This window comes from Pseudomonas sp. NPDC086112 (assembly GCF_044746425.1).
Classification (GTDB): domain Bacteria; phylum Pseudomonadota; class Gammaproteobacteria; order Pseudomonadales; family Pseudomonadaceae; genus Aquipseudomonas.
On the sequence record NZ_JBIVCD010000007.1, the window covers coordinates 78,915 to 103,408 of the forward strand.

The window sequence follows — 24,494 nt, forward strand, 5'->3', positions numbered from 1 at the left end:
ACCACGATCAGAAAGGGGTTGCCGAGCAGCGGAATGAAAGCCTGGCTGCCCAGCGGATGACGCTCCAGCATGCAGACGGTCAGCGGCATGTCCTGCGCATCGGCGCGGAAAATGCTGATGATCGCCTTGTCCTCTGGCGTAGCGGTTTCCACCGTCGCCAGTTTGTGAAAGCGCATGGTCGAACCGTTGTTGATCATGAAGTGATCGCTGCCGTCGGTTTCGATCACGTCACCGAAAGGGGCGAAGGCTTCTTTGGTCAGCGGTTCAATCGTCAATGTGCGCATGCTGGTCTTCTTTTCGTTAAGTTCTGTGTTGTCTGTTCTGGCGTCTTCGCGAGCAAGCCCGCTCCCACAGGGGAATGCATTTCAAATGTGGGAGCGGGCTTGCTCGCGAATGGCCTCACCGCTTATTTAGCGACCTTGCCCAATACCCGCAGGCGGCTCACACCACCATCCGGGAACACGTTCAGACGGATGTGGGTGATCGGGCCCAGCGCCTTGATCTGCTCGGCGAAGGTGTGTTCTGCGTGCATTTCCAGCTTCTGGCTTGGCAACAGTTCGCGCCAGAACAGCGATTGGGTTTCGATCTGACTGTCGGTGCCGCCTTTCACGAATGCACCCTGGATCGAGCAAGTGTCCGGGTAGTTGCCCTTGAAGTGCAGGGTGTCGACGATGACTTTCTCGACTTCACCCGCATGGCCCAGCGCGACGATCACCCAGTCATTACCCGGCGTGCGACGACGGGCGGTTTCCCAGCCGTCGCCCATGTTGATGCCACGACCCGGGTTGAGGATGTTGCTCATGCGGCCGAAGTGTTCATCGGAGCAGGCCAGCGCCCGGCCGCCGTTCAGGGCTGCAGCCAGGTCGACTTGTTCGTTGTCGCCCACAGCGGACCAGTCGCGGAACGGAATGCCGTACACGCGCAGACGGGCCACGCCGCCATCCGGGTAGATGTTGAAGCGCAGGTGGCTGAACGCCTGTTCATTGTTGATTTCGTGGTAGTGGTGGCTGTTGCCTTGCAGCTCGACGGCCGACAGCACTTCAGTCCACTGGGTATTTTCGTCCGGCTCGCCGGAGGCCAGGAAGCAGGCTTCCAGGGAGGCCGACGGCGGGAAGTTGCCGGTGAAGAATGAAGTGTCGATGTCCACGCCCTTGATCGAGCCCGGTACGCCCAGGCGGATCACCGCGCTGTCGTAGCCTTCGAAGCGCTTGCGGCGCGACTCCCAGCCGTCCATCCACTTGCCGTTGTCATCGAACACGCCCTCCTTCCACACGGCCGTGGTCGGTTGGAACAGACGGTTGGCGTCGGCGAACCAGTCATCGGTGACCGAGATGATTTTGGTGCCCAGACGGGCGTCGGCCAGGTTGACGAACTTCTCGAAAGGTACGGCGTAAGCTTTCATTCTTCTTGTCTGCCTTTAATTAGTTGGCTTGGGATGCTTGCAGGAGCCCTGGGTGCTTTTTTCACAAGGGCTGCTCGCTAAAGGGTCAGTAATCGGAACAACGCGATCTTGTTGATCTCAGCTAGCGCGCATTTGAATTCGGTGTCGACCGAGTTGTGAATGCGCGTTTCGAACGCTGCGAGGATCTGATGCCGGTTGCTGCCTTTTACCGCCATGATGAAGGGAAACTTGAACTTGGCCTTGTAGGCGTCGTTCAGCTCGGTGAAGCGCTGGAACTCATCGCTCGAGCATTGGTGAATCCCCGCGCCAGACTGTTCTTCAGTGCTGGCAGCGGTAAGTTGGCCCTGGACGGCGGCTTTGCCGGCCAGGTCCGGGTGAGCGTTGATCAGGGCCAGTTGGCTTGTGTGATCAGCGCTCAACAAGATGTCGCTCATGCGCTGGTGCAGGGTTTCGATCTCGTCGATCGAAGCGTCCTGGCCCAGGTCGAAGGCCTTCTCGGCCACCCATGGCGAGTGTTCGTAAATGTCGGCGAAGGCGGCGACAAAGGCGTCGCGACTCAGGGTCGATGGTTTCAGGGTTTGGAAGCGGCTCATTTCGCAGCCCCTTGATACGGGTGGGTTGCGTGCCAGTGGCGAGCGATGTCGACGCGGCGGCTGAACCACACCTGTTCATGACTTTTAGCGTATTCGATAAAGCGTTTGAGCGAAGCCAGACGCGCCGGACGGCCGATCAGGCGGCAGTGCAGGCCGATCGACAACATCTTCGGTGCTTCGGCGCCTTCGGCATACAGCACATCGAACGCGTCTTTGAGGTATTCGAAAAAGTCGTCGCCCTTGTTGAAGCCCTGGACCTGAGTGAAGCGCATGTCGTTGGTGTCCAGGGTGTAGGGGATCACCAGATGCGCCTTGCCGGTCGGGTTGTTCGGTTCCCAGTAGGGCAGGTCGTCGTCGTAGGTGTCGCAGTCGTAAAGAAAACCGCCTTCTTCCATCACCAGTCGACGGGTGTTCGGGCCGGTGCGGCCGGTGTACCAGCCCAGTGGGCGCTCGCCGGTGATTTCGGTGAGGATGCGGATCGCTTCGAGCATGTGCTCGCGTTCCTGCGCTTCGTCCATGTACTGGTAGTCGATCCAGCGGTAGCCGTGACTGCAGATTTCATGGCCAGCATCGACCATGGCGCGGATCACGTCCGGGTGACGCTGGGCGGCCATGGCCACGGCGAAGATGGTCAGCGGGATGTCGAATTCCTTGAACAATTTCAGAATCCGCCAGACGCCGGCACGGCTGCCATACTCGTAAAGGGATTCCATGCTCATGTTGCGCTCGCCTTGCAACGGCTGCGCCGAGACCATTTCCGAGAGGAACGCTTCGGACTCTTTATCGCCGTGCAGGATATTGCGCTCGCCACCTTCCTCGTAGTTGAGCACGAAGGACAGCGCGATGCGGGCATTGCCCGGCCAGTGTGGGTGAGGAGGGTTACTGCCGTAACCGATCAGGTCGCGTGGATAGTCAGCGCTCACTGCAGTCTTCCTTCTTGTTCGTGTCGACTTGTTCAAAGTCAGGGTGTGTGTGGCGGCCTGGCGATGAGAGGGCAGGCTGGCGTCACAGCGATGGGTTGATTGTATACAACTTTATATTCACTTTGTAAGCCTGTTTTTTTGCATTTTTCATTGGCTATCCACTTTGATGGGTACTGCAAGAAACCTGCCTGACTGGTCAGCTAATGGATAGGAGGTCCTCTGATCTTATGGTTCGGCGCAAGATTCGCTGACAAACCCTGAATGGCGGTGGTAGCGGTAAAAATGTCGTTTTTATTGTGTACAATTTTTATGAAAAATGTCTTAATCAGTCGCTCGCCGCAGCTTTTCGTGCTCCGAAACGGTGCGGTCTCCTTTTCAACTGACTTCGGGAGGCGCGAGGTCTGACTGCTCCACGCAGGCAGGCGCGCAGAATCAATGGGACGTTTGACTACACACGTTTTGGACGCTGCACACGGTTGCCCGGGCAGCTCGATCAAGGTCGAGTTGTACCGCGTTGAAGGTTCGCAGCTGGAATTGGTCGCCACTGCGATTACCAACAGCGATGGCCGTGTCGATTCGCCGCTGCTGCAAGGTGATAACTATCGGTCCGGGGTTTATCAGCTTCAGTTTCATGCGGGTGATTACTACCGCACCCGTGGGGTTCAGCTGCCCGAGCCTGCGTTTCTGGATGTGGTGGTGCTGCGTTTCGGCATCTCTGCGGAACAGGATCACTACCACGTGCCGTTGTTGATTTCGCCGTACAGCTATTCCACATACCGAGGCAGTTGATCCCCCAAGCAGCTGCCTCCTCCGAGAAGCGACTGCGCATATAGCTTCTTTGGTCTTTCGCCCGCTCACACTGCGGGCTTTTTTTTGCTCTGAGAATGTGGTGCAGGGGAGGGACCCTTCGCGGGCAAGCCTCGCTCCTACAGGATTTGCGTCGTTCACGTTATGTAAGAACAACAAAATAATCTGTAGGAGCGAGGCTTGCCCGCGAAGCTTTTAGCGACTTAACAATGAAGCGGCACCCGCACCACTGAACAACCCCGCACTCACCCGGTTAAACCAGCTCTGCCCATTGCCGCTGCGCAAATACCGCGCCGCGCCGTGAGCCCCCAGCCCATAAGCCAACTTGCACAGCAAATCCAGCACGGTCCAGGTGGCAATCATCACCAGCAACTGCGGCAGGAACGGTTGCTCGGCACCCAAAAACTGCGGCAGGAAAGCGGCGAAGAACAAAATGTCTTTCGGATTGCTCGCGCCGAGCATGAACGCGCGCCCGAACAGTGCACGAAAGCGCGGCACCGGCGCAGCCTGGGGCACTTCGGCGCCTTGGGAGGGCTGACGCGATTGCTGCCAGCTCTGCCAGGCGAGATAGAACAGGTACAACGCACCGACGATTTTCAGGGCGCTGAACAGCTGTTCCGACGCCAGCAACAATGCACCCAAGCCAAGCGCCGAAGCACTGAGCAGACAGATCGACGCAATCACGCCTCCCAGAAACGCCGGGTAAGAGCGGCGCAAACCGTAATTCAGACTGTTGCTGATCATCAGCAACGACAGTGGTCCCGGGATCAGGATCACCACCAGCGCAGCGCCGCTGAACAGCAGCCAGGTTTCCAGACTCATCACTTTCCTCCCTATATGCAAAAGCCTCACCCGATGGGGTGAGGCTGTTTTGAAGCACTGTTTTTGAAACGTAGACGGCTTACAAGAAAATGAACTTGGCGATGAAGATCGCGCAGAGCACCCACAAACTGACGGAAATTTCCTTGTGTTTACCGGTGAAAGCCTTCAGCACCACGTAAGTGATAAAGCCCAGCGCGATACCGTCGGCGACCGAGAAGGTCAGCGGCATCATGATCGCGGTAACGATCGCCGGAATGCTGTCGGTGGCTTCGTCCCATTCGATATGCGCCATGCCGCCCATCATCAGCATCGCCACATAAATCAGCGCACCGGCGGTTGCATAAGCGGGGATCATGCCAGCCAGCGGTGCAAAAAACATTGCGGCAATAAATAGCACACCTACGGTCACAGCGGTAAGACCAGTCCGACCACCCGCTGCTACGCCAGCGGCACTTTCCACATAGCTGGTGACTGGCGGAACACCGACCACCGCACCAAATACGCTGGAAGCACTGTCGGCTTTCATGGCGCGGGAAAGGTTTTCGATCCGGCCGTCAGCGTTCACCAGGTTGGCGCGCTGGGCGACGCCCATCAGGGTGCCGGCGGTGTCGAACATGTGTACGAAGAGGAAAGCGAGTACCACGCTGATCATGCTGACGTTGAATACGCCGGCGACATTCATGGCCATCCAGGTCGGTGCCAGGCTCGGCGGGGCAGACATGATGCCCTCGTAGTGCACCAGGCCCAGGCCCCAACCGGCCAGGGTCACGGTGATGATGCTGATGAGGATCGCGCCGAACACTTTGTGGTAGCTGAGCACGGCAATCATCAGAAAGCAGATGGCCGCCAGCAACGGGCCAGGTTCGCGCAGGGAACCAAGCTTGATCAGAGTGGCCGGGCTATCGACAACGATGCCAGCGGTTTTCAAACCGATCAGCCCCAGAAACAGGCCCACGCCGGCGCCCATGGCAAAGCGCAAACTCACTGGAATGCTGTTGAGCAACCATTCGCGAATCCGGGAAAAGGTCAGGAACATGAACAACACACCGGAGACGAACACCGCACCGAGGGCGGTTTCCCAGTTGTAGCCCATGGTGCCGACCACGGTGTAAGTGAAGAACGCGTTCAGGCCCATGCCCGGTGCCAGGCCGACCGGCCAGTTGGCGTACAGGCCCATCAGCAGGCAACCCAGCGCGGCGGCGATGCAGGTGGCGACGAACGCCGCACCGTGGTCGATGCCGGCATCGGCCATGATGTTCGGGTTGACGAAGATGATGTAAGCCATGGTGATGAAGGTTGTCAGACCGGCGATCAGCTCGGTCTTCACCGTGGTGCCGTGCAAGCTGAGTTTGAAGATGCGCTCCAGCCAGCCATTGTGTAATGGCGGCGAGAGTTCCAGCGTCGGGGCTTCGGATTTGCGGCTTTCCACAGCGAGTACTCCTCAAGAGTTTTATTGTTATTTCCAGGGCCGGACCCATGAGGGCGGCAGCGACCCTTTGAGGTACTTGCGAATTTGTTGACCTGATGGTCAGGAACTCGCACGAAGCGAATTATGCTTTTGTATACAAATAAAGCAAATAATGTTTTTGATTTTGTAGACGAAAAGTTTGTTGATCGGGATATATCGGCTATAGACGATCGTTCCCACGCTCTGCGTGGGAATGCCGCCATGGACGCTCTGCGTCCGCCGTTGATGTGACGCAGAGCGTCACGGGATGCATTCCCACGCAGAGCGTGGGAAGGATCAAACCTGTAGGAGCGAGGCTTGCCCGCGAAGGCTGACCTGAGGTAATCAAATCTTCTGCTGGTTCTCCCCTAACCTTAGATTCACCGCCAACCACCCATTAACCGCCGTCTCCCCGGCCTCGGCAAATACCCGCTCGAGCAATTTCACCTGCTCGCGCCGCAACGACTGCTCGAACCGCGCGCCTTCCGCAGTCAGTTCCAGCAGCCGCTTACGCTTGTCGGTCTCGGACGCGACGCTGTTCACCAAATGCATTTCCACCAATTGTCGCAGCGGAATGTTCAGCGCCTGCTTGCTCACGCCGAGCAACGCCAGCAACTCCTTGACGCTGAGGGCAGGGTAGCGGGCGATGAAAAACACGATGCGTTGATGCACCCGGCTCAAGCCGCGACGCTCGAGCATTTCGTCGGCTTTGGCGGTGAACGCCTGGTAACCGAAGAAAAACGCTTCCATGGCTTGTTGCTGAGTGCTGGGGTTTTTAAGGTCAAGCATGTTGACGTATCCGTTCGGTCTGTCGTAATTTCGGTCAACCAGTTTGACTCATTTTCCTCAGGCCTCGCTACCGGTGACCCCATGGCTTTTTCCGAACGTGTCTCGCGCCTTAAAAGTTCTTTGATCCGTGAAATCCTCGCCGCCGCCCAGCGTCCGGAAGTGATGTCGTTCGCCGGCGGCTTGCCGGCCGAAGCCATGTTGCCGAAAGTCGAGTGGGCCGACATGTCGCTGTCCATGGGGCAATACGGCATGAGTGAAGGCGAACCGGCGCTGCGTGAGGCGCTGGCGGCCGAAGCCCGAGCGTTGGGTGTGCCGTGTGAGGCGAGTCAGGTATTGGTGGTCAGCGGCTCCCAGCAAACCCTCGATCTGGCGGCCAAGCTCTACATCGACAAAGGCACCGAGATTCTGCTCGAAGCACCGACCTACCTGGCGGCGTTGCAGATTTTTCAGCTGTTTGGCGCCGACTGCATCACCGTCCCATTGGAAGCCGATGGCCCGAACCTGGCACAACTGCGTAACCGTCTGGAAAAACACAAGCCAGCGTTCATCTACCTGATTCCGACGTTTCAGAACCCGTCGGCAGTGCGCTACAGCGAGGTTAAGCGCGATGCAGTGGCAGCGTTGCTCGACGAGTTCGGCGTAACCCTGATCGAAGACGAACCCTACCGCGAACTGACCTTCGACGGCGGCAGCGCCACGCCGATCATCAGCCGCTTGAACAAAGCCAGCTGGATCTACACCGGCACCGTGTCGAAAACCCTGTTGCCGGGCCTGCGGGTCGGTTACCTGATCGCCAGCCCAGACCTGTTTCCTCACTTGCTGCGGCTCAAGCAATCGGCCGATCTGCACACCAACCGCATCGGGCAGTGGCAAGCGCTGCAATGGATCGGCACTGAGAAATACCAACAGCATCTGGGTGAGTTGCGTGATTTCTATCGGGTTCGTCGGGATGCATTTCAGTTGGCATTGGAAACGCACTTTTCCGATCTGGCGCAGTGGAACGTGCCGCAGGGCGGGTTGTTTTTCTGGCTGACGCTCAAGCAGCCGTTGGATACGCGCACGCTGCTCAAGGCTGCGCTAGCGGCGGATGTGGCGTTTATGCCGGGCGAACCGTTTTTTCCTGAGCCGGACAAGAATCCCGGTCATCTGCGGCTGAACTTCAGCCACATCGACCCGGTGCGACTGGACGAAGGGCTCAAGCGATTGGCGACTGTGGTGCGCGAGGGCCAGGCGGCAGAAGCGGCCTGAGGGGAGGGTATAAACAACGAACCGGCCAATCGGCCGGTTTATTTTTGCCCAGGATTTGTAGTGCTTGTGCTGACGCCTTCGCGGGCAAGCCTCGCTCCTACGGGGGCGAGGTGACCATTCGCACACACCGCCAACCTGTAGGAGCGAGGCTTGCCCGCGAAGAGGCCATCAGCAGCACCACATCATCAGGCTGCAGCAAACCGCTTATCCAGATAATCAATGATCACCTTGGACTCATACATCCAAGTGGTCTGGCCATTCTCTTCGATGCGCAGGCACGGCACCTTGATCTTGCCACCTTGTTCAAGCAGGGTCTGGCGATCCTGTTCACTGTTCTTGGCATCGCGCAACGCCACCGGAACGTTCAGGCGACGCAGGGTGCGGCGGGTTTTCACGCAGAACGGGCAGGCGTGGAACTGATACAGGGTCAGGTCCTTGGCGGCCGCTTCGACCTGAGCCTGAGCGGCGGCGGGGCGCTGCTTCTTGCCTGGCCGAGTAATGAAATCGATGAAGATGATCAGTTGGCCGAGGCCGACACGAAGCGCTTTGACGAACACGTTGTAAGCCTCACGGGGCGAATGAAGAAAGGCGCGCAGCTTACCTGATTTTCGCAGGCGAAAAAAAACCGGCGATCAGTGCCGGTTTTCTTCGTACTGCGAGTTACTTGATCAGGCTGAGAAACTCGCTGCGGGTGGCCGCGTTTTCGCGGAACTCGCCGAGCATCACCGAGGTGATCATCGTCGAGTTCTGTTTCTCCACACCGCGCATCATCATGCACATGTGCTTGGCCTCAATCACCACCGCCACGCCCAGGGCGCCGGTGACCTGCTGGACCGCATCGGCGATCTGGCGACTGAGGTTTTCCTGGATCTGCAGGCGGCGAGCGTACATATCGACGATCCGCGCGACTTTCGACAGCCCCAGGACCTTGCCGCTCGGGATGTAGGCAACATGGGCCTTGCCGATGAACGGCAGCATGTGGTGCTCGCACAACGAGTAGAGCTCGATGTCCTTGACCAGCACCATCTCGCTGTTGTCGGAGCTGAACAAGGCACCGTTGGTGACCTCTTCCAGTGTCTGTTCATAACCGCGGCAAAGGTACTGCATGGCTTTGGCGGCACGTTTTGGCGTGTCGAGCAGGCCCTCGCGGGAGGCGTCCTCGCCCAATTGGCCGAGAATCTCGGTGTAATTCTGTTCCAGGGACATGAAACTACCTGTGGGATTTTACGCAAAGGGCAAGGGTACGGTGACGGACACGGCGCTGCAAGCGTGAAGCGACGGTATCACTCGTCGCGACCTTCCATCATGGTGCGTTTGAGCATCACATAAACCGCTCCGGCGCCGCCGTGTTTCGGTTGGCACGAAGTGAAGCCAAGCACCTGTGAATGCTGACGTAGCCAGGTGTTGACGTGGCTTTTGATCATCGGCCGCTTGCCGTCCAGGCGCACCGCTTTGCCGTGGGTGACGCGTACGCAGCGGATTTCGAATTTGGTCGCTTCGGCCAGAAAGGCCCATAGGGTCTCACGGGCCTTTTCCACGTTCATGCCATGCAGGTCGAGACTGCCTTCGAACGGAATCTGTCCGATCTTGAGCTTGCGCATCTGGCTTTCCTGGACACCGTCGCGGGCCCACATCAGCTCATCTTCGGGGCCGACATCAATGACGAACTGATCGGACAGCCCGTCAACGGTGGTGGCATCGGTGCGCACAGTGGCGGCCTGGCGCAGCTTGGCGATTTGCGCGCGGTCGGCCTTGGGTTTGCCGGTTTCGGCGCGATCGTGCTTGATCGGCTTGACGCCTTGGATCGCGCTTTTGAACAGGGAAAAATCGTCGTCTTGCATGTCAGCCTCCGCGAAGGGCGGCCAGTTTACCCAAGTCGGGACGAATGGGGCGCGACAAAACGTCCGGCGTTGGGCTTAGTCGTGTTTTTTCATCAAATGCGGGGACATGTTCAGCTCTTGCGATTGACGCGAACGGCGGCGGCAGCGGCGCCACAGCCACACCCCGATGTACAGCACGAACAGGCCAATCGCCAAAATCACTGCTGAACCGACCCGGTTGGTATTCAACTCGCCCAGGGCGGGCGCTTGGCCGAGCAGGCTGGCGGCACCTGCCATCACCAGCAGCACGCCGCACATCGCCAGCAGAGCGGCAATGGCTGCGCCGAAGCGAAAACGCCAGTTGCTCTGGCCTTTGGGCCGCAAGCGGCGTGCATCAAAACCATCGGATAACTTCATTCCGACCTTCCTCAATGGGTATCGGCCCTTCGACCGGGAGTTGACCGGGATGTTCCTGAGGCTAGGGCAATTACAGCAAATGAGAGGCTTTTGCGGATGAGCGGCGGCATGGACCGCTCATCGACGGTCGATCAGATCAGTTCGCGGGTCAGGGCGAGGGTGGCGAAGTTGTCCGCCATGATCGCCATTTCGGTGTGCTGAACGTGCTCGGCGCTCAGGACGCCACCCTTGTAGGGCAGGTCGCGAGTCGCGCAGGCGTCTTCAACCAATGTGCAACGAAAGCCCAGGTTCTTCGCGGCGCGCACGGTAGTGCTGACGCTGGAATGGCTCATGAAGCCGCACACGATCAGGTCCAGCGAGCCGAGATCCTGCAGGCGGTCATACAGTTCGGTGCCGTGAAAGGCACTCGGCAGCAGTTTGCCGATGATGGTTTCGCCGCTCTGCGGCTCAAGGCCCGGAATGAATTCACCGCGCTCGCCTTGCGGGTCGAACAGCCCACCGACAGTGCCAAGGTGGCGCACGTGCACGATCGGCCGACCGGCTGCACGGGCAGCGGCCACCAGTTGCTTGATGTTCGCGACGGCAGCATCCATGCCGCTCAGTGCCAAGGGGCCGCTGAGGTATTCTTTCTGGGCATCGATGATGACAAGGGTCGCATGACCCAGATTGGCCGCTGCATAACCACGGCCGCTGAGTTGAAACATCGTTTTTGGAACGGACATTCTGGGGCTCCTTCGGGTGGGGCTTTTGCGACATTGTCCTCTGGCTGAGCGCTTCTGTGAATCGCTACCATCGTAGGCACCGCCGTTGTTGGGTCGCAGCCTTGTCAAGATACTCGTTCTGTTCAATAGCTTGCTGAAAAAATAGAAGAGTCCTACATCTGGTCCGGTGTTTTTCCTGCGTCGTCGTGGCGTCTTTTGGCTGTTAGAATCGTCAGTCGTTTTTTCTGGAGTTTGCCCCGTGATCACTTCCCGACTTCGTACCCTGCGTGACCATATCCGTTGGGCCGTCAGCCGCTTCCATGGGGAGGATCTGTTTTTCGGCCATGGGACCGACAACGCCTGGGACGAAGCCCGTCAACTGGTGTTAGGTGCGCTGCACTTGCCGTGGGAAATCGCTGATAGCTACCTCGACTGCAATTTGGAAGAGGACGAACTGGTCAACTTGCAGCGCCTGCTCAAACGTCGCATCGAAGAGCGCATTCCGACCGCTTACCTGCTGGGTGAAGCCTGGTTCTGCGGTATGTCATTCATTGTCGACGAACGCGTACTGATCCCGCGTTCGCCAATTGGCGAACTGATCGAAAAGCGTTTCGAGCCGTGGCTCGGCGCCGAACCTGCGCGCATTCTCGACCTGTGCACCGGTTCCGGTTGCATCGGCATCGCCTGTGCCTACGAGTTCCAGAACGCCGAAGTGGTACTGGCCGATCTGTCGTTCGAAGCGCTGGAAGTGGCGAACCAGAACATCGAGCGTCACGGTGTCGATGAGCGCGTGTTCACTGTTCAGGGCGATGGTTTCGATGGCTTGCCGGGTCAACGTTTCGACCTGATTGTGTCGAACCCGCCCTACGTCGATGCGGAAGATTTCGCCGACATGCCGGACGAATATCAGCACGAACCGGAGCTGGGCCTGGCCTGTGGCGACGACGGTTTGAACCTGGTGCGCCGCATGCTCGCCGAAGCGGCGGATCATCTGACCGAGAAAGGTTTGTTGATTGTCGAGGTGGGTAACAGCCAGGTTCACGTCGAGGCGCTGTACCCGGAAGTCGACTTCGCCTGGCTGGAGTTCGAGCGCGGTGGGCATGGGGTGTTCATGCTGACGGCGGAGCAGTGCCGCGATCATCAGGCGCTGTTCGCTTCTCGCGTCTGACCTGAGAAAGCCTTCGCGGGCAAGCCTCGCTCCTACAGGTCCAAATGATGGGCCACACCAAATCTGTAGGAGCGAGGCTTGCCCGCGAATCGCCGCGCCGCGGTCTAAAACCCTCAGCGGTGCGTAGCAATCCAGATCAACAACCCCGCCTGAAACACCGCAAACGCCACCAGACAGGTAATGGTAAAACGCAGCCCGGCGTCTTCGCGTTTGTACTTGCTGACTTTTTCTTCGTGCTTCTTCAGTTTGACTTCCTGTTCCGCCAGGTTCTGCTCGGCTTGCTGGAGCATCTGCGCGGCTTCGAGGATTTCTACCTGCTGCAACTTTTCGCTGTTCCAGTCGCCGAGCAAATCACCGACCGACACCTCTTTAACGCTGCCCTTCAAATGCTGGGCGTCGGCGTAGACCACGTCAAAACCGTGCACCCGCAGAAAGTGATCGCGGCGCAGGCGAGTGTCTTCGTTCAGCGCATCCTTGTTGTTCAAGTCAGTGCCGTCGACGGTGTAGGCGGGCCATCTTTTCTTCGCCCACGTAATGCCCTGAGCGGCCATATAACGCCCGATGCCACGGTTCATCGGCTCGATCTGCAAGCCACTTTCCGGGCCGAAATGCACGCGTTTGGCCGCGTGATCAACCCAGACATCCAGATGATTCTGTTCTTTGCGCACCCGCTGGCCCGGCAGCTTGATGGTCATGCGCAGCAGGCTGTGTTCCTTGCTATTGCGTTCGGCGTAACCGAATTCGACAAAGCGCAACGGCCGCCCACCGGTGTTGCGGTCGGTTTGCAGCGGCGCCAGACGGAGCATTTTGTGGTGCTCGACGTGGACGTCCGCCCACGGCAGCTCGACCGCTGGCGGTGCGTCTTTTTCAGCGGTGGTGTCGGGTGAAGTCTGGGTATCAGTCATAACGGCGAGATCCTGTCCAAGCCCTGCTTGCCGCCAGCCAGTGCGCTGGCGACAAAGGCTTATCGGCCGTTTTTTTCAGGACTGGAGGGCTAGGGGGAGTTCTCAACTAGTTTTCACGCCGCGTTGTCGCCTTAAAGCGGGCCCGGCGCGGCGTGAAAACTAGTTGAGAACGTCCCCTGACCTCGGTTAACTGGCGCGAAGTCCGTCAATAAACTCGAGGACTCGCGCGCCGAGTTCGGCCGCCAGTGGTAATTGCGGATCTTTATAGGAGGCCAATTGCCGCTTCACATCGTTGGGCACGATGCGCATCACGTGGTTCATCCCTTCGATCAGAGCCAGTTCGGCGTCCGGTTTTGCGGCCTTGAGTGCTCTGGCGTCACCCACGCCGACCTGAATGTCGTTGCTGCCCTGGATGATCAGCGCCGGCATTTTCAATTTGCCGAAGGCCGCCGCCGGGTCTTGGCGGAATAGTGAGATCAGATACGGCTGCACGCTGGGGCGGAAAATCACCTGCAATTGCGGTGGTACGTTGTCGTCGGTGTGGCCGGCCTTGAGGCTGTCGAGCAGTTCATTGCTGCGCAGCATCAACGGTGGCGGCAGGCGATTGCTCAATTGCTGGCGCAGTACCTGATCGATCGGCCGGGCGCTGCCGGACATGGAAATTACCGCTGCGGCATCGACATTCGGCGCCGCCAGGCTAGCGATCAACGCACCTTCGCTGTGGCCGAGCAAAATCAGTTTGCCAAAACGAGGATCGGTTTTGAGCTTGTGGCCCCAGGCTTCGGCGTCGGCCACATAGGCCTCCACCGACAGATTACGTTCGTCTGGAGTCGCAGCCAGGCTCGCCGCCACGCCGCGTTTGTCGTAGCGCACGCTGGCGATGTTGTGTTTGGCCAGCACCCAGGCCAGCCGTTTGAGGCTGTCATTGCGTCCGCCGTCGGGGTTGTTTCCGTCACGATCCGTAGGACCGGAGCCGGAAATGATCAGGACAACCGGCACTGGCGTGTCGGACTTGGGCAGCAACAGCGAGCCGAAAAGCTCACCGCTGCCCGTGTCCAATGTGATGGGACGTTGTAGGACAGTGGCCTGTGCAAAGCCGGTAAACAAGGTAAGGCTCAAGGCTAGAACTCGCAGCATCATCACGCCATCATCAACAAGGTGCCGGTTGGACTCGCAAGCACCCATAAGGTTCGAGGATGAACTAGTCGGGTAGCCTGCGTATACTGGCGCGCATTACGTATTTCAGTTTCGATTTCACGGAGCGTCCCGCATGTCCGGCAATACCTACGGCAAGCTGTTCACTGTCACCACCGCGGGCGAAAGCCATGGCCCGGCGTTGGTCGCCATTGTCGATGGCTGCCCGCCGGGCCTGGAGATTTCCCTTGAGGATCTGCAGCGCGACCTGGATCGCCGCAAGCCCGGCACCAGCCGCCACACCACCCAGCGCCAGGAAGCCGACGAAGTCGAAATCCTCTCTGGCGTGTTCGAAGGCCGCACCACCGGTTGCGCCATCGGCCTGTTGATCCGCAACACCGACCAGAAGTCCAAGGACTATTCGGCGATCAAGGATCTGTTCCGCCCGGCCCACGCCGACTACACCTACCACCATAAATACGGTGAGCGCGATTATCGCGGCGGCGGTCGCAGTTCGGCCCGTGAAACCGCTATGCGCGTGGCGGCAGGGGCAATTGCGAAAAAATACCTGGCCACCCAAGGCATCGTCATTCGTGGCTACATGAGCCAGCTCGGCCCGATTGAAATCCCGTTCAAGACCTGGGATTCGGTGGAAGAAAATGCCTTCTTCAGCCCCGACCCGGACAAAGTGCCGGAGCTGGAAGCCTATATGGACCAGTTGCGTCGCGACCAGGATTCGGTCGGCGCGAAAATCACCGTGGTTGCCGAAGGCGTGATGCCGGGCCTCGGTGAGCCGATCTTCGACCGCCTCGACGCCGAACTGGCCCACGCGCTGATGAGCATCAACGCGGTCAAAGGCGTTGAGATCGGCGCCGGTTTTGCCAGCATCGCCCAGCGCGGCACCGAACACCGTGATGAAATGACCCCGGAAGGTTTCCTCAGCAACAACGCCGGCGGCATTCTCGGTGGCATCTCGTCCGGTCAGCCGATCGTGGCGCACCTGGCGCTTAAGCCGACATCGAGCATCACCACACCGGGCCGTTCGATCGACATCCATGGCAACCCGGTTGAGGTCGTCACCAAGGGCCGTCACGACCCGTGCGTCGGCATCCGCGCCACGCCAATCGCCGAAGCGATGATGGCCATCGTGCTGATGGATCATCTGCTGCGTCACCGCGGGCAGAACGTCGATGTGCGCGTGAGCACTCCGGTGCTGGGTCAGCTTTAATGGCTGAGGCAGGGTCTGTACGAAAACTCGTCGCGCAGGCAGTTTTTGTGCAGAGCCTCATAGCCGCCGGGGCCTGACGACGTGACGGCGCTTCCGTATTGGCGGCTCTCCAGTTTCTATCTGTTCTATTTCGCCTTGCTCGGTTCGACAGCGCCATTCCTGGCGCTGTACTTCGATCACCTGGGCTTTTCCAGTGCGCGCATTGGCGAACTGGTGGCGATCCCGATGCTGATGCGCTGCGTGGCGCCGAACATCTGGGGCTGGCTCGGTGACTACACCGGGCGACGGCTGGCCATCGTGCGGTTCGGCGCGGTCTGTACGCTGCTGACCTTCTCGCTGATTTTCGTCAGCAAAAGCTACGCATGGCTGGCGATGGTCATGGCCTTGCACGCGTTCTTCTGGCATGCGGTGTTGCCGCAGTTCGAAGTCATCACCCTGGCGCATTTGCAGGGGCAGACATCTCGCTACAGTCAGATTCGCTTGTGGGGTTCCATCGGTTTCATCATCACCGTGGTCGCCCTCGGCCGGTTGTTCGAGTGGCTTAGCCTGGACATCTATCCGGTGGCGCTGGTGCTGATCATGGCCGGGATCGTCGTCAGCAGTTTGTGGGTACCCAACGCGCAACCGGTTCAGAGTGAACGGTTGGCGGGGGAGGGATTCCTCCAGCAATTGCGTAACCCCGGGGTGTTGGCGTTCTACGCTTGCGTGGCGCTGATGCAGATGAGTCACGGGCCGTATTACACCTTTGTGACCCTGCACCTTGAGCAACTTGGTTACAGTCGTGGGCTGATCGGCATGCTCTGGGCGGTCGGTGTGGTTGCCGAAGTCTTGATGTTTCTGGCCATGAGCAAGATTCTTGCGCGCTTCTCGGTGCGCCGGGTGCTACTGGCGAGTTTCCTGCTGGCGGCTTTGCGTTGGTTGTTGCTCGGTTCGTTTGCTGAATTCCTCTGGGTGTTGCTGTTCGCCCAAGTGCTGCACGCCGCCACCTTCGGCAGCTTTCACGCGGCTGCTATCCAGTTCGTGCAACGTAGCTTCGGCGCGCGTCAGCAAGGCCAGGGCCAGGCGTTGTATGCCGCGCTGGCCGGCACCGGCGGCGCATTGGGCGCGTTGTATTCCGGTTACAGCTGGAATGCCCTCGGTGCCACATTGACCTTTAGTATTGCCAGTCTCGCAGCCTTCGCCGCTGCCGTTATCATTGCCACACGTATGCAAGAGGACAGGCCATGAGCCTGGCCTGCGATTATCTCGCCCGGGAAATCATCGACGTGGGGCGGGCGCATGAGCGACGCACTGCGACCGATCGAGGCCTTTGAATTTTTGTTCGAGTGCGAGTTGAAGACGCGCTCGCTCTCGAACCATGAAGCATGAACCGTTAAGGAGTTGCCCAGAATGAGCAGCCTGTCCGTTTATCACGTCTCCAGCCCTGAAATACCAAACAAAGTCCTGACCCACCTCGAGGACATCGCCTCGACCCTGGCCGAGCAGGGCGTGCGCTTCGACCGTTGGAAAGCCACGGCGAAAATCCAGCCCGGCGCCAGCCAGGAAGAAGTGATCGCCGCGTATCAGGAGCAAATCGATAAATTGATGACCGAGCGCGGTTACCTCACTGTCGACGTCGTCAGTTTGAACAGCGATCACCCGCAAAAAGCCGAACTGCGCGCCAGGTGCCTCGATGAACACCATTACGCTGAAGACGAAGTACGATTTTTCGTCGCTGGCCGTGGTTTGTTCTCCCTGCACATCGGCGATTACGTCTACGCCGTGCTCTGCGAGAAAAATGACCTGATCCTGGTGCCTGCCGGTACGCCGCATTGGTTCGACATGGGCGAGCACCCGCATTTCGTGACCATCCGCCTGTTCAACAACTCCGAAGGCAGGGTGGCTGATTTCACCGGCGATGACATCGCCAGCCGTTTCCCACGTCTCGAGGACTGAGTAGAGGCCAATCGTTGCTCCGGCCTTCTGCCCTGTAAACCACATAACCTGTAGGAGCAGAGCTTGCTCGCGAAGGCGGAGTGTCAGTCAACGTTAATGTCGCCTGATACTCCGCCTTCGCGAGCAAGCTCTGCTCCTACAAGGGTTGTGCAAAGCCAGAAACAACTCAGGCCGTGACGCAGAAGCGCTCACGGCCTGTTTGTTTGTAGCGATGTAACGTTTAAACCGAGTGATAAGTCGGCAAGGCGAACCGTTGCTGGCTTTGCAGCAGGGAGATCTGCGGCAGTTCGCTGGCCTGTTCGGCGACGTCACGACGTATCGCGCTGATCACCCACGACAGCTGATCGCCGGCATGCAATTGCTGGTAGGAAATCGAACGTTTGAAGACTTTGCCGTCCGTACTGCGCAGGGTCAGCAGAATGCCGCCGTCAGGCCGTGGCTGGGTGGTCACTTCGAAGTTGGAGAATAGCGACGAAAATTTTTCCTGGATCAGGCTCATGTCTATCAGCTCCGTGAGTGCTTTGAAGGGCTACATGGAGAGGTAGTTGCAGTGATTGTGCCAGCACCTGATTTTTTAAAAATACTTATAAATCAATAAGTTATAAAAATTGTATTTCTATGCTTTCGTGCAATCTGCATGAATGCCCATCGTGCATCCTGCATTTTGCGTGGTCGGTCGCGAATTCGATGGAACCAATCGCTACGCCAGGGTTCCGGATACAAAACATTTCAAAAACCGCGTGTACAGCTCAAGAACCGCTGACGTATTTTCGGCCTCAATCAACGCCACCCGACAATAAGAAGATCGAACGGGAGCATCATGAGCCGCACGCTGAACGACACGATTACCTGGGGCATGATGCTCCGCAAGCTGCCTTCCATTGCCAAAGCCATTCCCCGCGTGGTGAAGGGTATGAAAGCCGCCAACGTCAAGGACCCGACCCAACCGTGTGGCCTCGGCTGGAGCTTCGAGCAGGCGACGTTGCGCAACCCCGAGGGCCCGGCCTTGCTGCAGGGCGAGGTGGCGCTCACTTATGTACAGGTCAATCAGTGGGCCAATCGCATCGCCCATCACCTGATTGCCCAAGGCATCGGCAAGGGCGATGTGGTGGCGATTTTTATCGAAAACCGTCCGGAACTGCTGGTGACGATATTGGCGGTGGCCAAGGTCGGTGCGATCAGCGCTTTGCTCAATACCTCTCAGACCCGCGATACCCTGGCCCACAGCCTGAACCTGGTGGCGCCGGTGGCGATCGTGGTCGGAGAAGAGCTGGTTGCGGTCTTCAATGCGGTTCGCGAGCGGGTGTCCATCGACGCGGCGCGCACCTGGTTTGTCGCTGATCAAGACACTTATCGTGATCCGGGCAATTCGCCCGATGGCTTCATCAACCTGATGACGGCTAGCGCCCAAGTGTGCAGCGATAACCCCGTCAGCAGCCAGCAGGTTTTTCTCGACGATCCTTGTTTCTACATTTACACCTCGGGCACCACAGGGTTGCCAAAGGCCGGGGTGTTCAAACACGGCCGCTGGATGCGCAGCTCCGCCAGCTTCGGGCTGATTGCCCTGGATATGCAGCCGCAGGACGTCGTCTATTGCACCTTGCCGCTGTACCACGCCACCGGGCTCTGCGTGTGCTGGGGCTCGGCAATCAGCGGGGCGTCGGGGTTTGCCATCCGCCGCAAGTTCAGCGCCAGCCAGTTCTGGAGTGACGTGCGCAAATACCGGGCGACCACCCTCGGTTACGTCGGCGAATTGTGCCGCTACCTGGTGGATCAACCGCGCAGCGTCGACGACAGTCGCCACAGCGTGACGAAGATGATCGGCAATGGTCTGCGCCCCGGCGCGTGGAGCGAGTTCAAGACGCGTTTTGCCGTTGACCATATCTGCGAGCTGTACGCCGCCAGCGACGGCAATATCGGCTTCACCAACATCCTCAACTTCGACAACACCATCGGTTTTTCCCTGATGGCCTGGGAACTGGTGGCGTACGACCACGACAGCGGTGCCCCCACGCGAGATACCAAGGGTTTCATGCGCAAAGTGGCCAAGGGCGAGCAGGGTTTGCTGCTGGCGAGGATCGACGACAAGGCACCGCTGGACGGCTACACCGATCCGCAGAAGACCGCAAAAGTCGTGCTCCACGACGTGTTCAAGAAGGGCGACCGTTACTTCAATACCGGTGACCTGCTGCGCAACATCGGTTTTGGCCATGCGCAGTTTGTCGACCGTTTGGGCGACACCTACCGCTGGAAGGGCGAAAACGTCTCGACCACCGAGGTCGAAAACATCCTGTTGCAACATCCGCAGATCGCCGAAGCCGTGGCTTATGGCGTGGAAATCCACAACACCAACGGGCGTGCCGGGATGGCGGCAATCACGCCGGCTGAATCCCTGGCGACCCTGGATTTCAGCGAGTTGCTGGCTTTCGCCAGGCAGCAAATGCCTGCCTATGCGGTGCCACTTTTCCTACGGGTGAAAGTGAAAATGGAAACCACCGGGACCTTCAAATACCAGAAAACCCGGCTCAAGGACGAAGCCTTCGACCCGAACAAAACCGGCGATGACCCCATCTACGCCTGGTTGCCGGGTACCCAGACTTACGTGCAAGTCACCGAGCAGGTGCTGGCGGATATCCAGGACGGCAAGCACCGTTATTGAATGTGGCTCTTATTGAATGCGGCTCTTATTAAATGTAGCTATGGCCATTCATGAGAAAAAAGAAGTGACAGGTTCCAGACCGCTCGGGAAACTATCGGCTTTTCCGATTGACCGAATGTGGAGTCCCCAATGTCAGACAAAAGCCGTCAGATGACGCCCGAAGAGGCTGCTGAATTTGCCGAACAGGTGTTCAACAAAGCGCGCGAGGGCGATGCGGCCATGATGGCTGCGCTGCTGACCAAGGGTTTACCGCCGAACCTGCGCAACCACAAGGGCGACACCTTGCTGATGCTCGCCGCGTACCATGGCCATGTCGAGACGGTAAAAGTCTTGCTTGAGCACAAGGCCGATCCTGAAATCCGCAATGACAACGGCCAGAGCCCGATTGCCGGCGCGGCATTCAAGGGTGATCTGGCGGTGGTCAAGGCGTTGGTGGAAGGTGGCGCGCAAGTGGAAGGTTCGTCCTTCGACGGTCGCACTGCGTTGATGATGGCGGCAATGTTCAACCGCGTCGAAATCGTCGACTACCTGATCAGTAAAGGCGCCGATCCGAAAGCCAAGGATGCCAACGGCGTATCCGCGCTGGACGCGGCCAAAACCATGGGAGCGGTGGATACCACGGCTCAGCTGCAGAAACTTCTGTCCTGACCTCAAATCCGTAGGAGCGAGGCTTGCCCGCGAAGAACGATAACCCGGATTCCCAGTTAAACCGCATCATCTTCTTCGCGGGCAAGCCTCGCTCCTACATGTAATGCGCTATCCTTCGCGCCCTCAAATCTCCCTCGCTACAGGATCCACCTCATGAAAGCCGCACTCGTCGAACTCATCAGCAAAATCAGCTCCGGGTGCATGAGCGATGACGAAATCCTGAAAGTCGCTGACGAAGCGGCTCAGGCCTACGCCGATCCAGAAGCTTTTCTGGCGGCCAATCCGGACATCAACTACGACGACACCTTCCCGATCCCGTTGGGTGAGTGGGTGGTCGTCGGCAGCTTGCCAGAAACCGTGCTGTTCCAGGCCGACACCTACATGGACCTGTTTGCGCAAATCGTCGCTTCGTTCGGCCCCGGTGTCGATTTCAACATCAAACCCAAGCAACTGGCCAAGACCGAAGCCCTGACGGCGCTCAATCGCATTCAGGTGCAGATGAGCAGCATGAACAAGGAAAACGGCGGTTACACGCTGATGAACATCAGCCAGCCGCTCGACGATGAGCTGCAAGTGGTGCTGGTCTATGGAAACGACGTGCCACGGGTTCTCGAACTGTGCGCCGAAGTCGGCATCGCCGCAGCGCCATCGCTGGAAGCCCTGAAAGTGGCAATCCACGTCTGAAGCTGTCCAGAACGGTAATAAAACGGAACCCTCGCAAGGCCCGACTATCCTAAGAGGGCATACCACTCTTAGGGAGCGTCACCATGGGTTCCACGTTCAACAGCCTGGTTGGCCTGATTATTCTCGCCCTGGATATCTGGGCCATCATCAACGTGCTTAAAAGTGGCGCCGAGACCGGGATGAAAATCATCTGGGTGCTATTGATCCTGCTGCTGCCGGTCCTGGGCCTGATCATCTGGGCCATCGCCGGGCCACGAGGTAACGTGCGGATCTGACTGCATCCTCAAGCACAACGCATTTCCCTTGTGGGAGCGGGCTTACATCGCGAAGACGTCGACACATTCAGCATCGATGTAACAGACAAACCGCTTTCGCGAGCAAGCCCGCTCCCTCAGGTTCTGTGTTTATTCATGCCGACACGCGGTAATCCGTTGAACGATCAATCAGGGCTAAAGTCCAGATAGAAGTAAGCCCATCCATGGGTTTTATCGAGGAGGCACCGATGCAAAAGTGGAAAATCACTTTCGTGGATGATCACGGTGAAACAGTGGACGAACTCTTCGAGTGCGAGGAATGCCCGAATAGCGAGCAAGCCGCCAAACTCATTCGCGCCCGACGCCTGCCGATCGCTGCCGAACTGGATCTCAATGATCTGGAGGGTCGTACCGATGATCCGACCGTCAAAAGCCTGAAATCCCAGAACAGCATTGAAATCATCAGTATTACCCCGATCTGATACACCTCTTGTCACATTCACACCCAGACCTTGGCAGCAGCTCTATCTTGGGGCTACTCTGCAAGCGAGATCAGCGAATGACTCGCTAAGGTCTGGTCTTGTCAGCTACATGCTTGTTTCCCGTCGGCAACCTCTGTTGCCGTATCGCTCTCACCAATCGGTTGAAAGTGCAGGGAATACGGAAAGTCTATCCATCAGTCTGAGGGGGACGTTTCATGAGCACAGCCTATCAAGAAGACATCAGCAGCAGCGTGTTGCGCCGCATGAAAGAAGGCGGTTTCGACTTTTCACGATTCCATCCCATCGAGTTCTACGCCATTTTCCCGGACGAGGAGCGGGCACGCAGGGCGGCAGGTCATTTTTGTGGTGAATCCTTGAATGCCCAGATCAGCGTGCGCGATGACGGCGCGTGGCATCTGGAACTGAGCAAAGTGATGTACGCCACCTACGACGGTATCGGCGACTTTGAGCAGGACTTTGAGGCGGTGGTCGAGCCTCTGGGCGGTATCATCGAAGGATGGGGCGTCAAGCAGGAGGTACGAGGGCTACTCGCATAACTTTATGAACAGTGACAACACTCAGCAACGGCTGACCTTTGGGTTGGCCGTTTTCGTTTGTGGGGGGAAGATCAAGAGATCGCAGCCTCGTTTCACTCGACAGCTCCTACAGGTGAAACGAGGCTGCGATCTTTTGATCTGGGTTTTTGATTCATAACGTTTCAAAAAAACAAAAAAAACCGCCTGAGCAGGCGGCTAAAGGGAAGTTTCGGTCAGGTTTTCCAGCGAATGCGCGGATTATCCGCATCGCCCCCCGGGCAGTGAAATCAACTCTGGCTATGCTGCTGATAGGCGACAGCATTGCTTCGCCATGAAGCGGGGGCAATCAGGTTGGGGCATTTACCGCACAGGATTGGTGCGGTGCGTGCAGCGCCATTATCCAACTGATTGATATTAAAGCGTTTATGCCGATGGCACGGGCCTTGCGAAGGCCTGGATGTCCGGGTGACAAGGAGTACGGCATGATCCGCACCTATTTTGATGAGATGTACGATGCCGGCGGCCAGGTCCGCCCGCATTATCGGGAGTTTGCCCGTTGGCTGGCCGAAACGCCTGACGAGCTTTTGGCACAACGGCGACGCGAGGCCGATCTGTTATTTCATCGTGCCGGGATTACATTCACGCTCTATGGTGATGAGCAAGGGACAGAGCGCCTGATTCCCTTCGACACCATTCCCCGCAGTATCCCCGCCAGTGAATGGCGGGTCGTCGAGCGCGGCTGCATTCAGCGGGTCAAGGCATTGAACATGTTCCTTGCCGACCTCTATCACGAGCAGCGCATCATCAAGGCCGGCATCATCCCGGCCGAGCAAGTGCTGGCCAACGAGCAATACCAGTTGGCGATGCAGGGGCTGGATCTGCACCGCGATATCTATTCGCACATTTCCGGCGTCGACCTGGTACGTGATGGCGACGGCACGTACTACGTGCTCGAAGACAATCTTCGTACCCCCAGCGGCGTGAGCTACATGCTCGAAGATCGCAAGATGATGATGCGATTGTTCCCCGAATTGTTCGCAGCCCAGCGCATCGCGCCGATCGACCACTATCCGAACCTGTTGCTCGACACCCTGAAAAGTTCCAGCCCGATCGACAACCCAAGCGTGGTAGTGCTGACGCCGGGGCGCTTCAACAGCGCGTTTTTCGAGCATGCATTTCTGGCCCGGGAAATGGGCGTTGAACTGGTGGAAGGCGCGGACCTGTTCGTGCGTGATGACAAGGTGTTCATGCGTACCACGGACGGGCCGAAAGCGGTCGACGTGATCTACCGGCGCCTCGACGATGCCTTCCTCGATCCGTTGGCGTTCAACCCGGATTCGATGCTCGGCGTTCCAGGTCTGCTGTCGTCCTACCGTTCCGGCAACGTGGTGCTGGCGAATGCCATCGGCACCGGGGTCGCGGATGACAAGTCGGTGTACCCCTTCGTCACGGACATGATTCGTTTCTACCTCGATGAAGAGCCGATCCTGAAGAACGTGCCGACATGGCAGTGTCGTAATCCCTCTGAGCTGTCCCACGTGCTGGCCAATCTTCCAGAACTGGTGGTCAAGGAAACCCAGGGCTCCGGTGGTTACGGAATGCTGGTGGGGCCGGCGGCGACGGCGGCGGAAATCGAATCTTTCCGTGAGCGGATCAAAGCCAAACCCCACGCGTACATCGCCCAACCGACGTTGTCTTTATCGACCTGTCCGACCTTTGTCGAAAACGGCATCGCTCCACGCCATATCGACCTGCGTCCGTTTGTATTGTCTGGCCGCGAAACCCGGGTTGTGCCCGGCGGTTTGACCCGTGTCGCCTTGCGCGAAGGCTCCCTGGTGGTGAATTCCTCCCAGGGCGGCGGAACCAAGGACACCTGGGTGGTCGAGGATTGA

The 24,494-nt window shown here is 58.4% G+C and carries 28 protein-coding genes and 1 pseudogene; 14 read left to right on the forward strand and 15 right to left on the reverse strand.

Features of this window, described 5'->3' with window-relative positions; all coding sequences use genetic code 11:
* The 4 genes from ACIPLA_RS07590 to puuE form a co-directional block, all read right to left on the reverse strand.
* On the reverse strand, window positions 1-284 hold a 284-nt coding region (locus ACIPLA_RS07590; protein ID WP_401172745.1), incomplete at its 3' end, for an ureidoglycolate lyase.
* A 122-nt stretch (window positions 285-406) separates the two neighbouring features.
* Window positions 407-1,402, reverse strand: a complete 996-nt coding sequence (alc, locus tag ACIPLA_RS07595) for an allantoicase (protein ID WP_401172747.1) — start codon at window positions 1,400-1,402, stop codon at window positions 407-409.
* Window positions 1,403-1,479: 77 nt separating this feature from the next.
* Entirely contained in the window at window positions 1,480-1,995 is a 516-nt protein-coding gene (uraD, locus tag ACIPLA_RS07600; RefSeq protein WP_218394260.1) for a 2-oxo-4-hydroxy-4-carboxy-5-ureidoimidazoline decarboxylase, read from the reverse strand.
* Entirely contained in the window at window positions 1,992-2,918 is a 927-nt protein-coding gene (puuE, locus tag ACIPLA_RS07605; RefSeq protein ID WP_218394261.1) for an allantoinase PuuE, read from the reverse strand. The genes uraD and puuE overlap by 4 nt, the downstream gene beginning before the upstream one ends.
* A gap of 435 nt (window positions 2,919-3,353) precedes the next feature.
* On the opposite strand from puuE, the gene uraH reads away from it, so the two are divergent.
* Entirely contained in the window at window positions 3,354-3,707 is a 354-nt protein-coding gene (uraH, locus tag ACIPLA_RS07610; protein WP_401172750.1) for a hydroxyisourate hydrolase, read from the forward strand.
* 213 nt (window positions 3,708-3,920) lie between these two features.
* Here the strand turns inward: uraH and ACIPLA_RS07615 are convergent, their stop codons facing one another.
* The 3 genes from ACIPLA_RS07615 to ACIPLA_RS07625 form a co-directional block, all read right to left on the reverse strand.
* Entirely contained in the window at window positions 3,921-4,547 is a 627-nt protein-coding gene (locus ACIPLA_RS07615) for a LysE family translocator (protein ID WP_401172752.1), read from the reverse strand.
* A gap of 79 nt (window positions 4,548-4,626) precedes the next feature.
* Window positions 4,627-5,976, reverse strand: coding sequence for an NCS2 family permease (locus tag ACIPLA_RS07620; RefSeq protein WP_192346971.1), 1,350 nt, complete (start codon window positions 5,974-5,976; stop codon window positions 4,627-4,629).
* Between the two features lie 363 nt (window positions 5,977-6,339).
* On the reverse strand, window positions 6,340-6,783 hold the full coding sequence (locus ACIPLA_RS07625; RefSeq protein WP_218394264.1) for a MarR family winged helix-turn-helix transcriptional regulator: 444 nt from the start codon (window positions 6,781-6,783) through the stop codon (window positions 6,340-6,342).
* Window positions 6,784-6,864: 81 nt separating this feature from the next.
* Here ACIPLA_RS07625 and ACIPLA_RS07630 point away from each other — a divergent pair, with 81 nt between their 5' ends.
* On the forward strand, window positions 6,865-8,031 hold the full coding sequence (locus ACIPLA_RS07630; RefSeq protein WP_401172755.1) for a PLP-dependent aminotransferase family protein: 1,167 nt from the start codon (window positions 6,865-6,867) through the stop codon (window positions 8,029-8,031).
* Between the two features lie 185 nt (window positions 8,032-8,216).
* Here ACIPLA_RS07630 and ACIPLA_RS07635 read toward each other — a convergent pair whose 3' ends face one another.
* The 5 genes from ACIPLA_RS07635 to ACIPLA_RS07655 form a co-directional block, all read right to left on the reverse strand.
* Entirely contained in the window at window positions 8,217-8,588 is a 372-nt protein-coding gene (locus tag ACIPLA_RS07635) for a glutathione S-transferase N-terminal domain-containing protein (RefSeq protein ID WP_218394266.1), read from the reverse strand.
* Window positions 8,589-8,691: 103 nt separating this feature from the next.
* The gene (gene folE / locus ACIPLA_RS07640; protein ID WP_007898818.1) at window positions 8,692-9,237 is read right to left on the reverse strand and encodes a GTP cyclohydrolase I FolE; all 546 of its coding nucleotides are present in this window, start codon (window positions 9,235-9,237) and stop codon (window positions 8,692-8,694) included.
* A gap of 77 nt (window positions 9,238-9,314) precedes the next feature.
* Complete coding sequence (locus tag ACIPLA_RS07645) at window positions 9,315-9,872, reverse strand: Smr/MutS family protein (RefSeq protein ID WP_007898817.1); 558 nt, start codon at window positions 9,870-9,872, stop codon at window positions 9,315-9,317.
* Between the two features lie 75 nt (window positions 9,873-9,947).
* Window positions 9,948-10,268 (reverse strand): hypothetical protein, encoded by a 321-nt coding sequence (locus tag ACIPLA_RS07650; RefSeq protein WP_007898816.1) that lies wholly within the window; start codon window positions 10,266-10,268, stop codon window positions 9,948-9,950.
* A gap of 131 nt (window positions 10,269-10,399) precedes the next feature.
* Window positions 10,400-10,990: a cysteine hydrolase family protein gene (locus tag ACIPLA_RS07655; RefSeq protein WP_401172758.1), complete on the reverse strand. Its 591-nt coding sequence runs from the start codon at window positions 10,988-10,990 to the stop codon at window positions 10,400-10,402.
* 238 nt (window positions 10,991-11,228) lie between these two features.
* Between ACIPLA_RS07655 and prmB the strand changes: the two genes are divergently transcribed.
* Window positions 11,229-12,137: a 50S ribosomal protein L3 N(5)-glutamine methyltransferase gene (gene prmB / locus ACIPLA_RS07660; protein WP_008005645.1), complete on the forward strand. Its 909-nt coding sequence runs from the start codon at window positions 11,229-11,231 to the stop codon at window positions 12,135-12,137.
* A 113-nt stretch (window positions 12,138-12,250) separates the two neighbouring features.
* Here prmB and ACIPLA_RS07665 read toward each other — a convergent pair whose 3' ends face one another.
* A complete protein-coding gene (locus ACIPLA_RS07665) occupies window positions 12,251-13,042 on the reverse strand; it encodes a hypothetical protein (protein ID WP_192346965.1) in 792 nt (263 codons plus the stop codon).
* A gap of 186 nt (window positions 13,043-13,228) precedes the next feature.
* Window positions 13,229-14,227: an alpha/beta hydrolase gene (locus tag ACIPLA_RS07670; protein ID WP_192346963.1), complete on the reverse strand. Its 999-nt coding sequence runs from the start codon at window positions 14,225-14,227 to the stop codon at window positions 13,229-13,231.
* 85 nt (window positions 14,228-14,312) lie between these two features.
* Here ACIPLA_RS07670 and aroC point away from each other — a divergent pair, with 85 nt between their 5' ends.
* From aroC to ACIPLA_RS07690, 4 genes and pseudogenes are all read left to right on the forward strand, one after another.
* Window positions 14,313-15,404 carry a chorismate synthase gene (aroC, locus tag ACIPLA_RS07675; RefSeq protein ID WP_030131637.1) on the forward strand — a complete coding sequence of 364 codons (1,092 nt, stop codon included), beginning with the start codon at window positions 14,313-14,315 and terminating at the stop codon, window positions 15,402-15,404.
* Window positions 15,405-15,485: 81 nt separating this feature from the next.
* The gene (locus ACIPLA_RS07680; protein ID WP_192346959.1) at window positions 15,486-16,631 is read left to right on the forward strand and encodes an MFS transporter; all 1,146 of its coding nucleotides are present in this window, start codon (window positions 15,486-15,488) and stop codon (window positions 16,629-16,631) included.
* Between the two features lie 36 nt (window positions 16,632-16,667).
* Window positions 16,668-16,772 (forward strand): annotated as a pseudogene (locus ACIPLA_RS07685) (hypothetical protein); the annotation flags it as partial.
* Between the two features lie 21 nt (window positions 16,773-16,793).
* Window positions 16,794-17,339, forward strand: coding sequence for a 1,2-dihydroxy-3-keto-5-methylthiopentene dioxygenase (locus ACIPLA_RS07690; protein WP_401172763.1), 546 nt, complete (start codon window positions 16,794-16,796; stop codon window positions 17,337-17,339).
* A 220-nt stretch (window positions 17,340-17,559) separates the two neighbouring features.
* On the opposite strand, the gene ACIPLA_RS07695 is transcribed toward ACIPLA_RS07690, so the two are convergent.
* Complete coding sequence (locus ACIPLA_RS07695) at window positions 17,560-17,838, reverse strand: DUF3509 domain-containing protein (protein ID WP_401172765.1); 279 nt, start codon at window positions 17,836-17,838, stop codon at window positions 17,560-17,562.
* Window positions 17,839-18,159: 321 nt separating this feature from the next.
* Here ACIPLA_RS07695 and ACIPLA_RS07700 point away from each other — a divergent pair, with 321 nt between their 5' ends.
* The 7 genes from ACIPLA_RS07700 (at window position 18,160) to ACIPLA_RS07730 (ending at window position 24,494) form a co-directional block, all read left to right on the forward strand.
* A complete protein-coding gene (locus ACIPLA_RS07700) occupies window positions 18,160-19,998 on the forward strand; it encodes a long-chain-acyl-CoA synthetase (protein ID WP_401172767.1) in 1,839 nt (612 codons plus the stop codon).
* A 129-nt stretch (window positions 19,999-20,127) separates the two neighbouring features.
* On the forward strand, window positions 20,128-20,646 hold the full coding sequence (locus ACIPLA_RS07705; RefSeq protein ID WP_401172769.1) for an ankyrin repeat domain-containing protein: 519 nt from the start codon (window positions 20,128-20,130) through the stop codon (window positions 20,644-20,646).
* 153 nt (window positions 20,647-20,799) lie between these two features.
* Window positions 20,800-21,330 carry a hypothetical protein gene (locus ACIPLA_RS07710; RefSeq protein WP_401172771.1) on the forward strand — a complete coding sequence of 177 codons (531 nt, stop codon included), beginning with the start codon at window positions 20,800-20,802 and terminating at the stop codon, window positions 21,328-21,330.
* Between the two features lie 83 nt (window positions 21,331-21,413).
* Window positions 21,414-21,605, forward strand: coding sequence for a PLDc N-terminal domain-containing protein (locus ACIPLA_RS07715; RefSeq protein ID WP_007902193.1), 192 nt, complete (start codon window positions 21,414-21,416; stop codon window positions 21,603-21,605).
* Window positions 21,606-21,832: 227 nt separating this feature from the next.
* Window positions 21,833-22,066, forward strand: a complete 234-nt coding sequence (locus ACIPLA_RS07720; RefSeq protein ID WP_008073014.1) for a hypothetical protein — start codon at window positions 21,833-21,835, stop codon at window positions 22,064-22,066.
* Window positions 22,067-22,281: 215 nt separating this feature from the next.
* On the forward strand, window positions 22,282-22,623 hold the full coding sequence (locus ACIPLA_RS07725; RefSeq protein ID WP_007902188.1) for a ribonuclease E inhibitor RraB: 342 nt from the start codon (window positions 22,282-22,284) through the stop codon (window positions 22,621-22,623).
* A 461-nt stretch (window positions 22,624-23,084) separates the two neighbouring features.
* Window positions 23,085-24,494, forward strand: a complete 1,410-nt coding sequence (locus ACIPLA_RS07730; protein ID WP_007902187.1) for a circularly permuted type 2 ATP-grasp protein — start codon at window positions 23,085-23,087, stop codon at window positions 24,492-24,494.

Bases quoted from the DNA above. Each gene is read 5' to 3' on its own strand.
- alc (WP_401172747.1), bottom strand. From the start codon at position 1,402: ATGAAAGCTTACGCCGTACCTTTCGAGAAGTTCGTCAACCTGGCCGAC.
- uraD (WP_218394260.1), bottom strand. From the start codon at position 1,995: ATGAGCCGCTTCCAAACCCTGAAACCATCGACCCTGAGTCGCGACGCC.
- uraH (WP_401172750.1), top strand. From the start codon at position 3,354: ATGGGACGTTTGACTACACACGTTTTGGACGCTGCACACGGTTGCCCG.
- ACIPLA_RS07615 (WP_401172752.1), bottom strand. From the start codon at position 4,547: ATGAGTCTGGAAACCTGGCTGCTGTTCAGCGGCGCTGCGCTGGTGGTG.
- ACIPLA_RS07625 (WP_218394264.1), bottom strand. From the start codon at position 6,783: ATGCTTGACCTTAAAAACCCCAGCACTCAGCAACAAGCCATGGAAGCG.
- ACIPLA_RS07630 (WP_401172755.1), top strand. From the start codon at position 6,865: ATGGCTTTTTCCGAACGTGTCTCGCGCCTTAAAAGTTCTTTGATCCGT.
- folE (WP_007898818.1), bottom strand. From the start codon at position 9,237: ATGTCCCTGGAACAGAATTACACCGAGATTCTCGGCCAATTGGGCGAG.
- ACIPLA_RS07645 (WP_007898817.1), bottom strand. From the start codon at position 9,872: ATGCAAGACGACGATTTTTCCCTGTTCAAAAGCGCGATCCAAGGCGTC.
- ACIPLA_RS07650 (WP_007898816.1), bottom strand. From the start codon at position 10,268: ATGAAGTTATCCGATGGTTTTGATGCACGCCGCTTGCGGCCCAAAGGC.
- ACIPLA_RS07655 (WP_401172758.1), bottom strand. From the start codon at position 10,990: ATGTCCGTTCCAAAAACGATGTTTCAACTCAGCGGCCGTGGTTATGCA.
- ACIPLA_RS07665 (WP_192346965.1), bottom strand. From the start codon at position 13,042: ATGACTGATACCCAGACTTCACCCGACACCACCGCTGAAAAAGACGCA.
- ACIPLA_RS07670 (WP_192346963.1), bottom strand. From the start codon at position 14,227: ATGGGTGCTTGCGAGTCCAACCGGCACCTTGTTGATGATGGCGTGATG.
- aroC (WP_030131637.1), top strand. From the start codon at position 14,313: ATGTCCGGCAATACCTACGGCAAGCTGTTCACTGTCACCACCGCGGGC.
- ACIPLA_RS07690 (WP_401172763.1), top strand. From the start codon at position 16,794: ATGAGCAGCCTGTCCGTTTATCACGTCTCCAGCCCTGAAATACCAAAC.
- ACIPLA_RS07695 (WP_401172765.1), bottom strand. From the start codon at position 17,838: ATGAGCCTGATCCAGGAAAAATTTTCGTCGCTATTCTCCAACTTCGAA.
- ACIPLA_RS07700 (WP_401172767.1), top strand. From the start codon at position 18,160: ATGAGCCGCACGCTGAACGACACGATTACCTGGGGCATGATGCTCCGC.
- ACIPLA_RS07705 (WP_401172769.1), top strand. From the start codon at position 20,128: ATGTCAGACAAAAGCCGTCAGATGACGCCCGAAGAGGCTGCTGAATTT.
- ACIPLA_RS07710 (WP_401172771.1), top strand. From the start codon at position 20,800: ATGAAAGCCGCACTCGTCGAACTCATCAGCAAAATCAGCTCCGGGTGC.
- ACIPLA_RS07715 (WP_007902193.1), top strand. From the start codon at position 21,414: ATGGGTTCCACGTTCAACAGCCTGGTTGGCCTGATTATTCTCGCCCTG.
- ACIPLA_RS07720 (WP_008073014.1), top strand. From the start codon at position 21,833: ATGCAAAAGTGGAAAATCACTTTCGTGGATGATCACGGTGAAACAGTG.
- ACIPLA_RS07725 (WP_007902188.1), top strand. From the start codon at position 22,282: ATGAGCACAGCCTATCAAGAAGACATCAGCAGCAGCGTGTTGCGCCGC.
- ACIPLA_RS07730 (WP_007902187.1), top strand. From the start codon at position 23,085: ATGATCCGCACCTATTTTGATGAGATGTACGATGCCGGCGGCCAGGTC.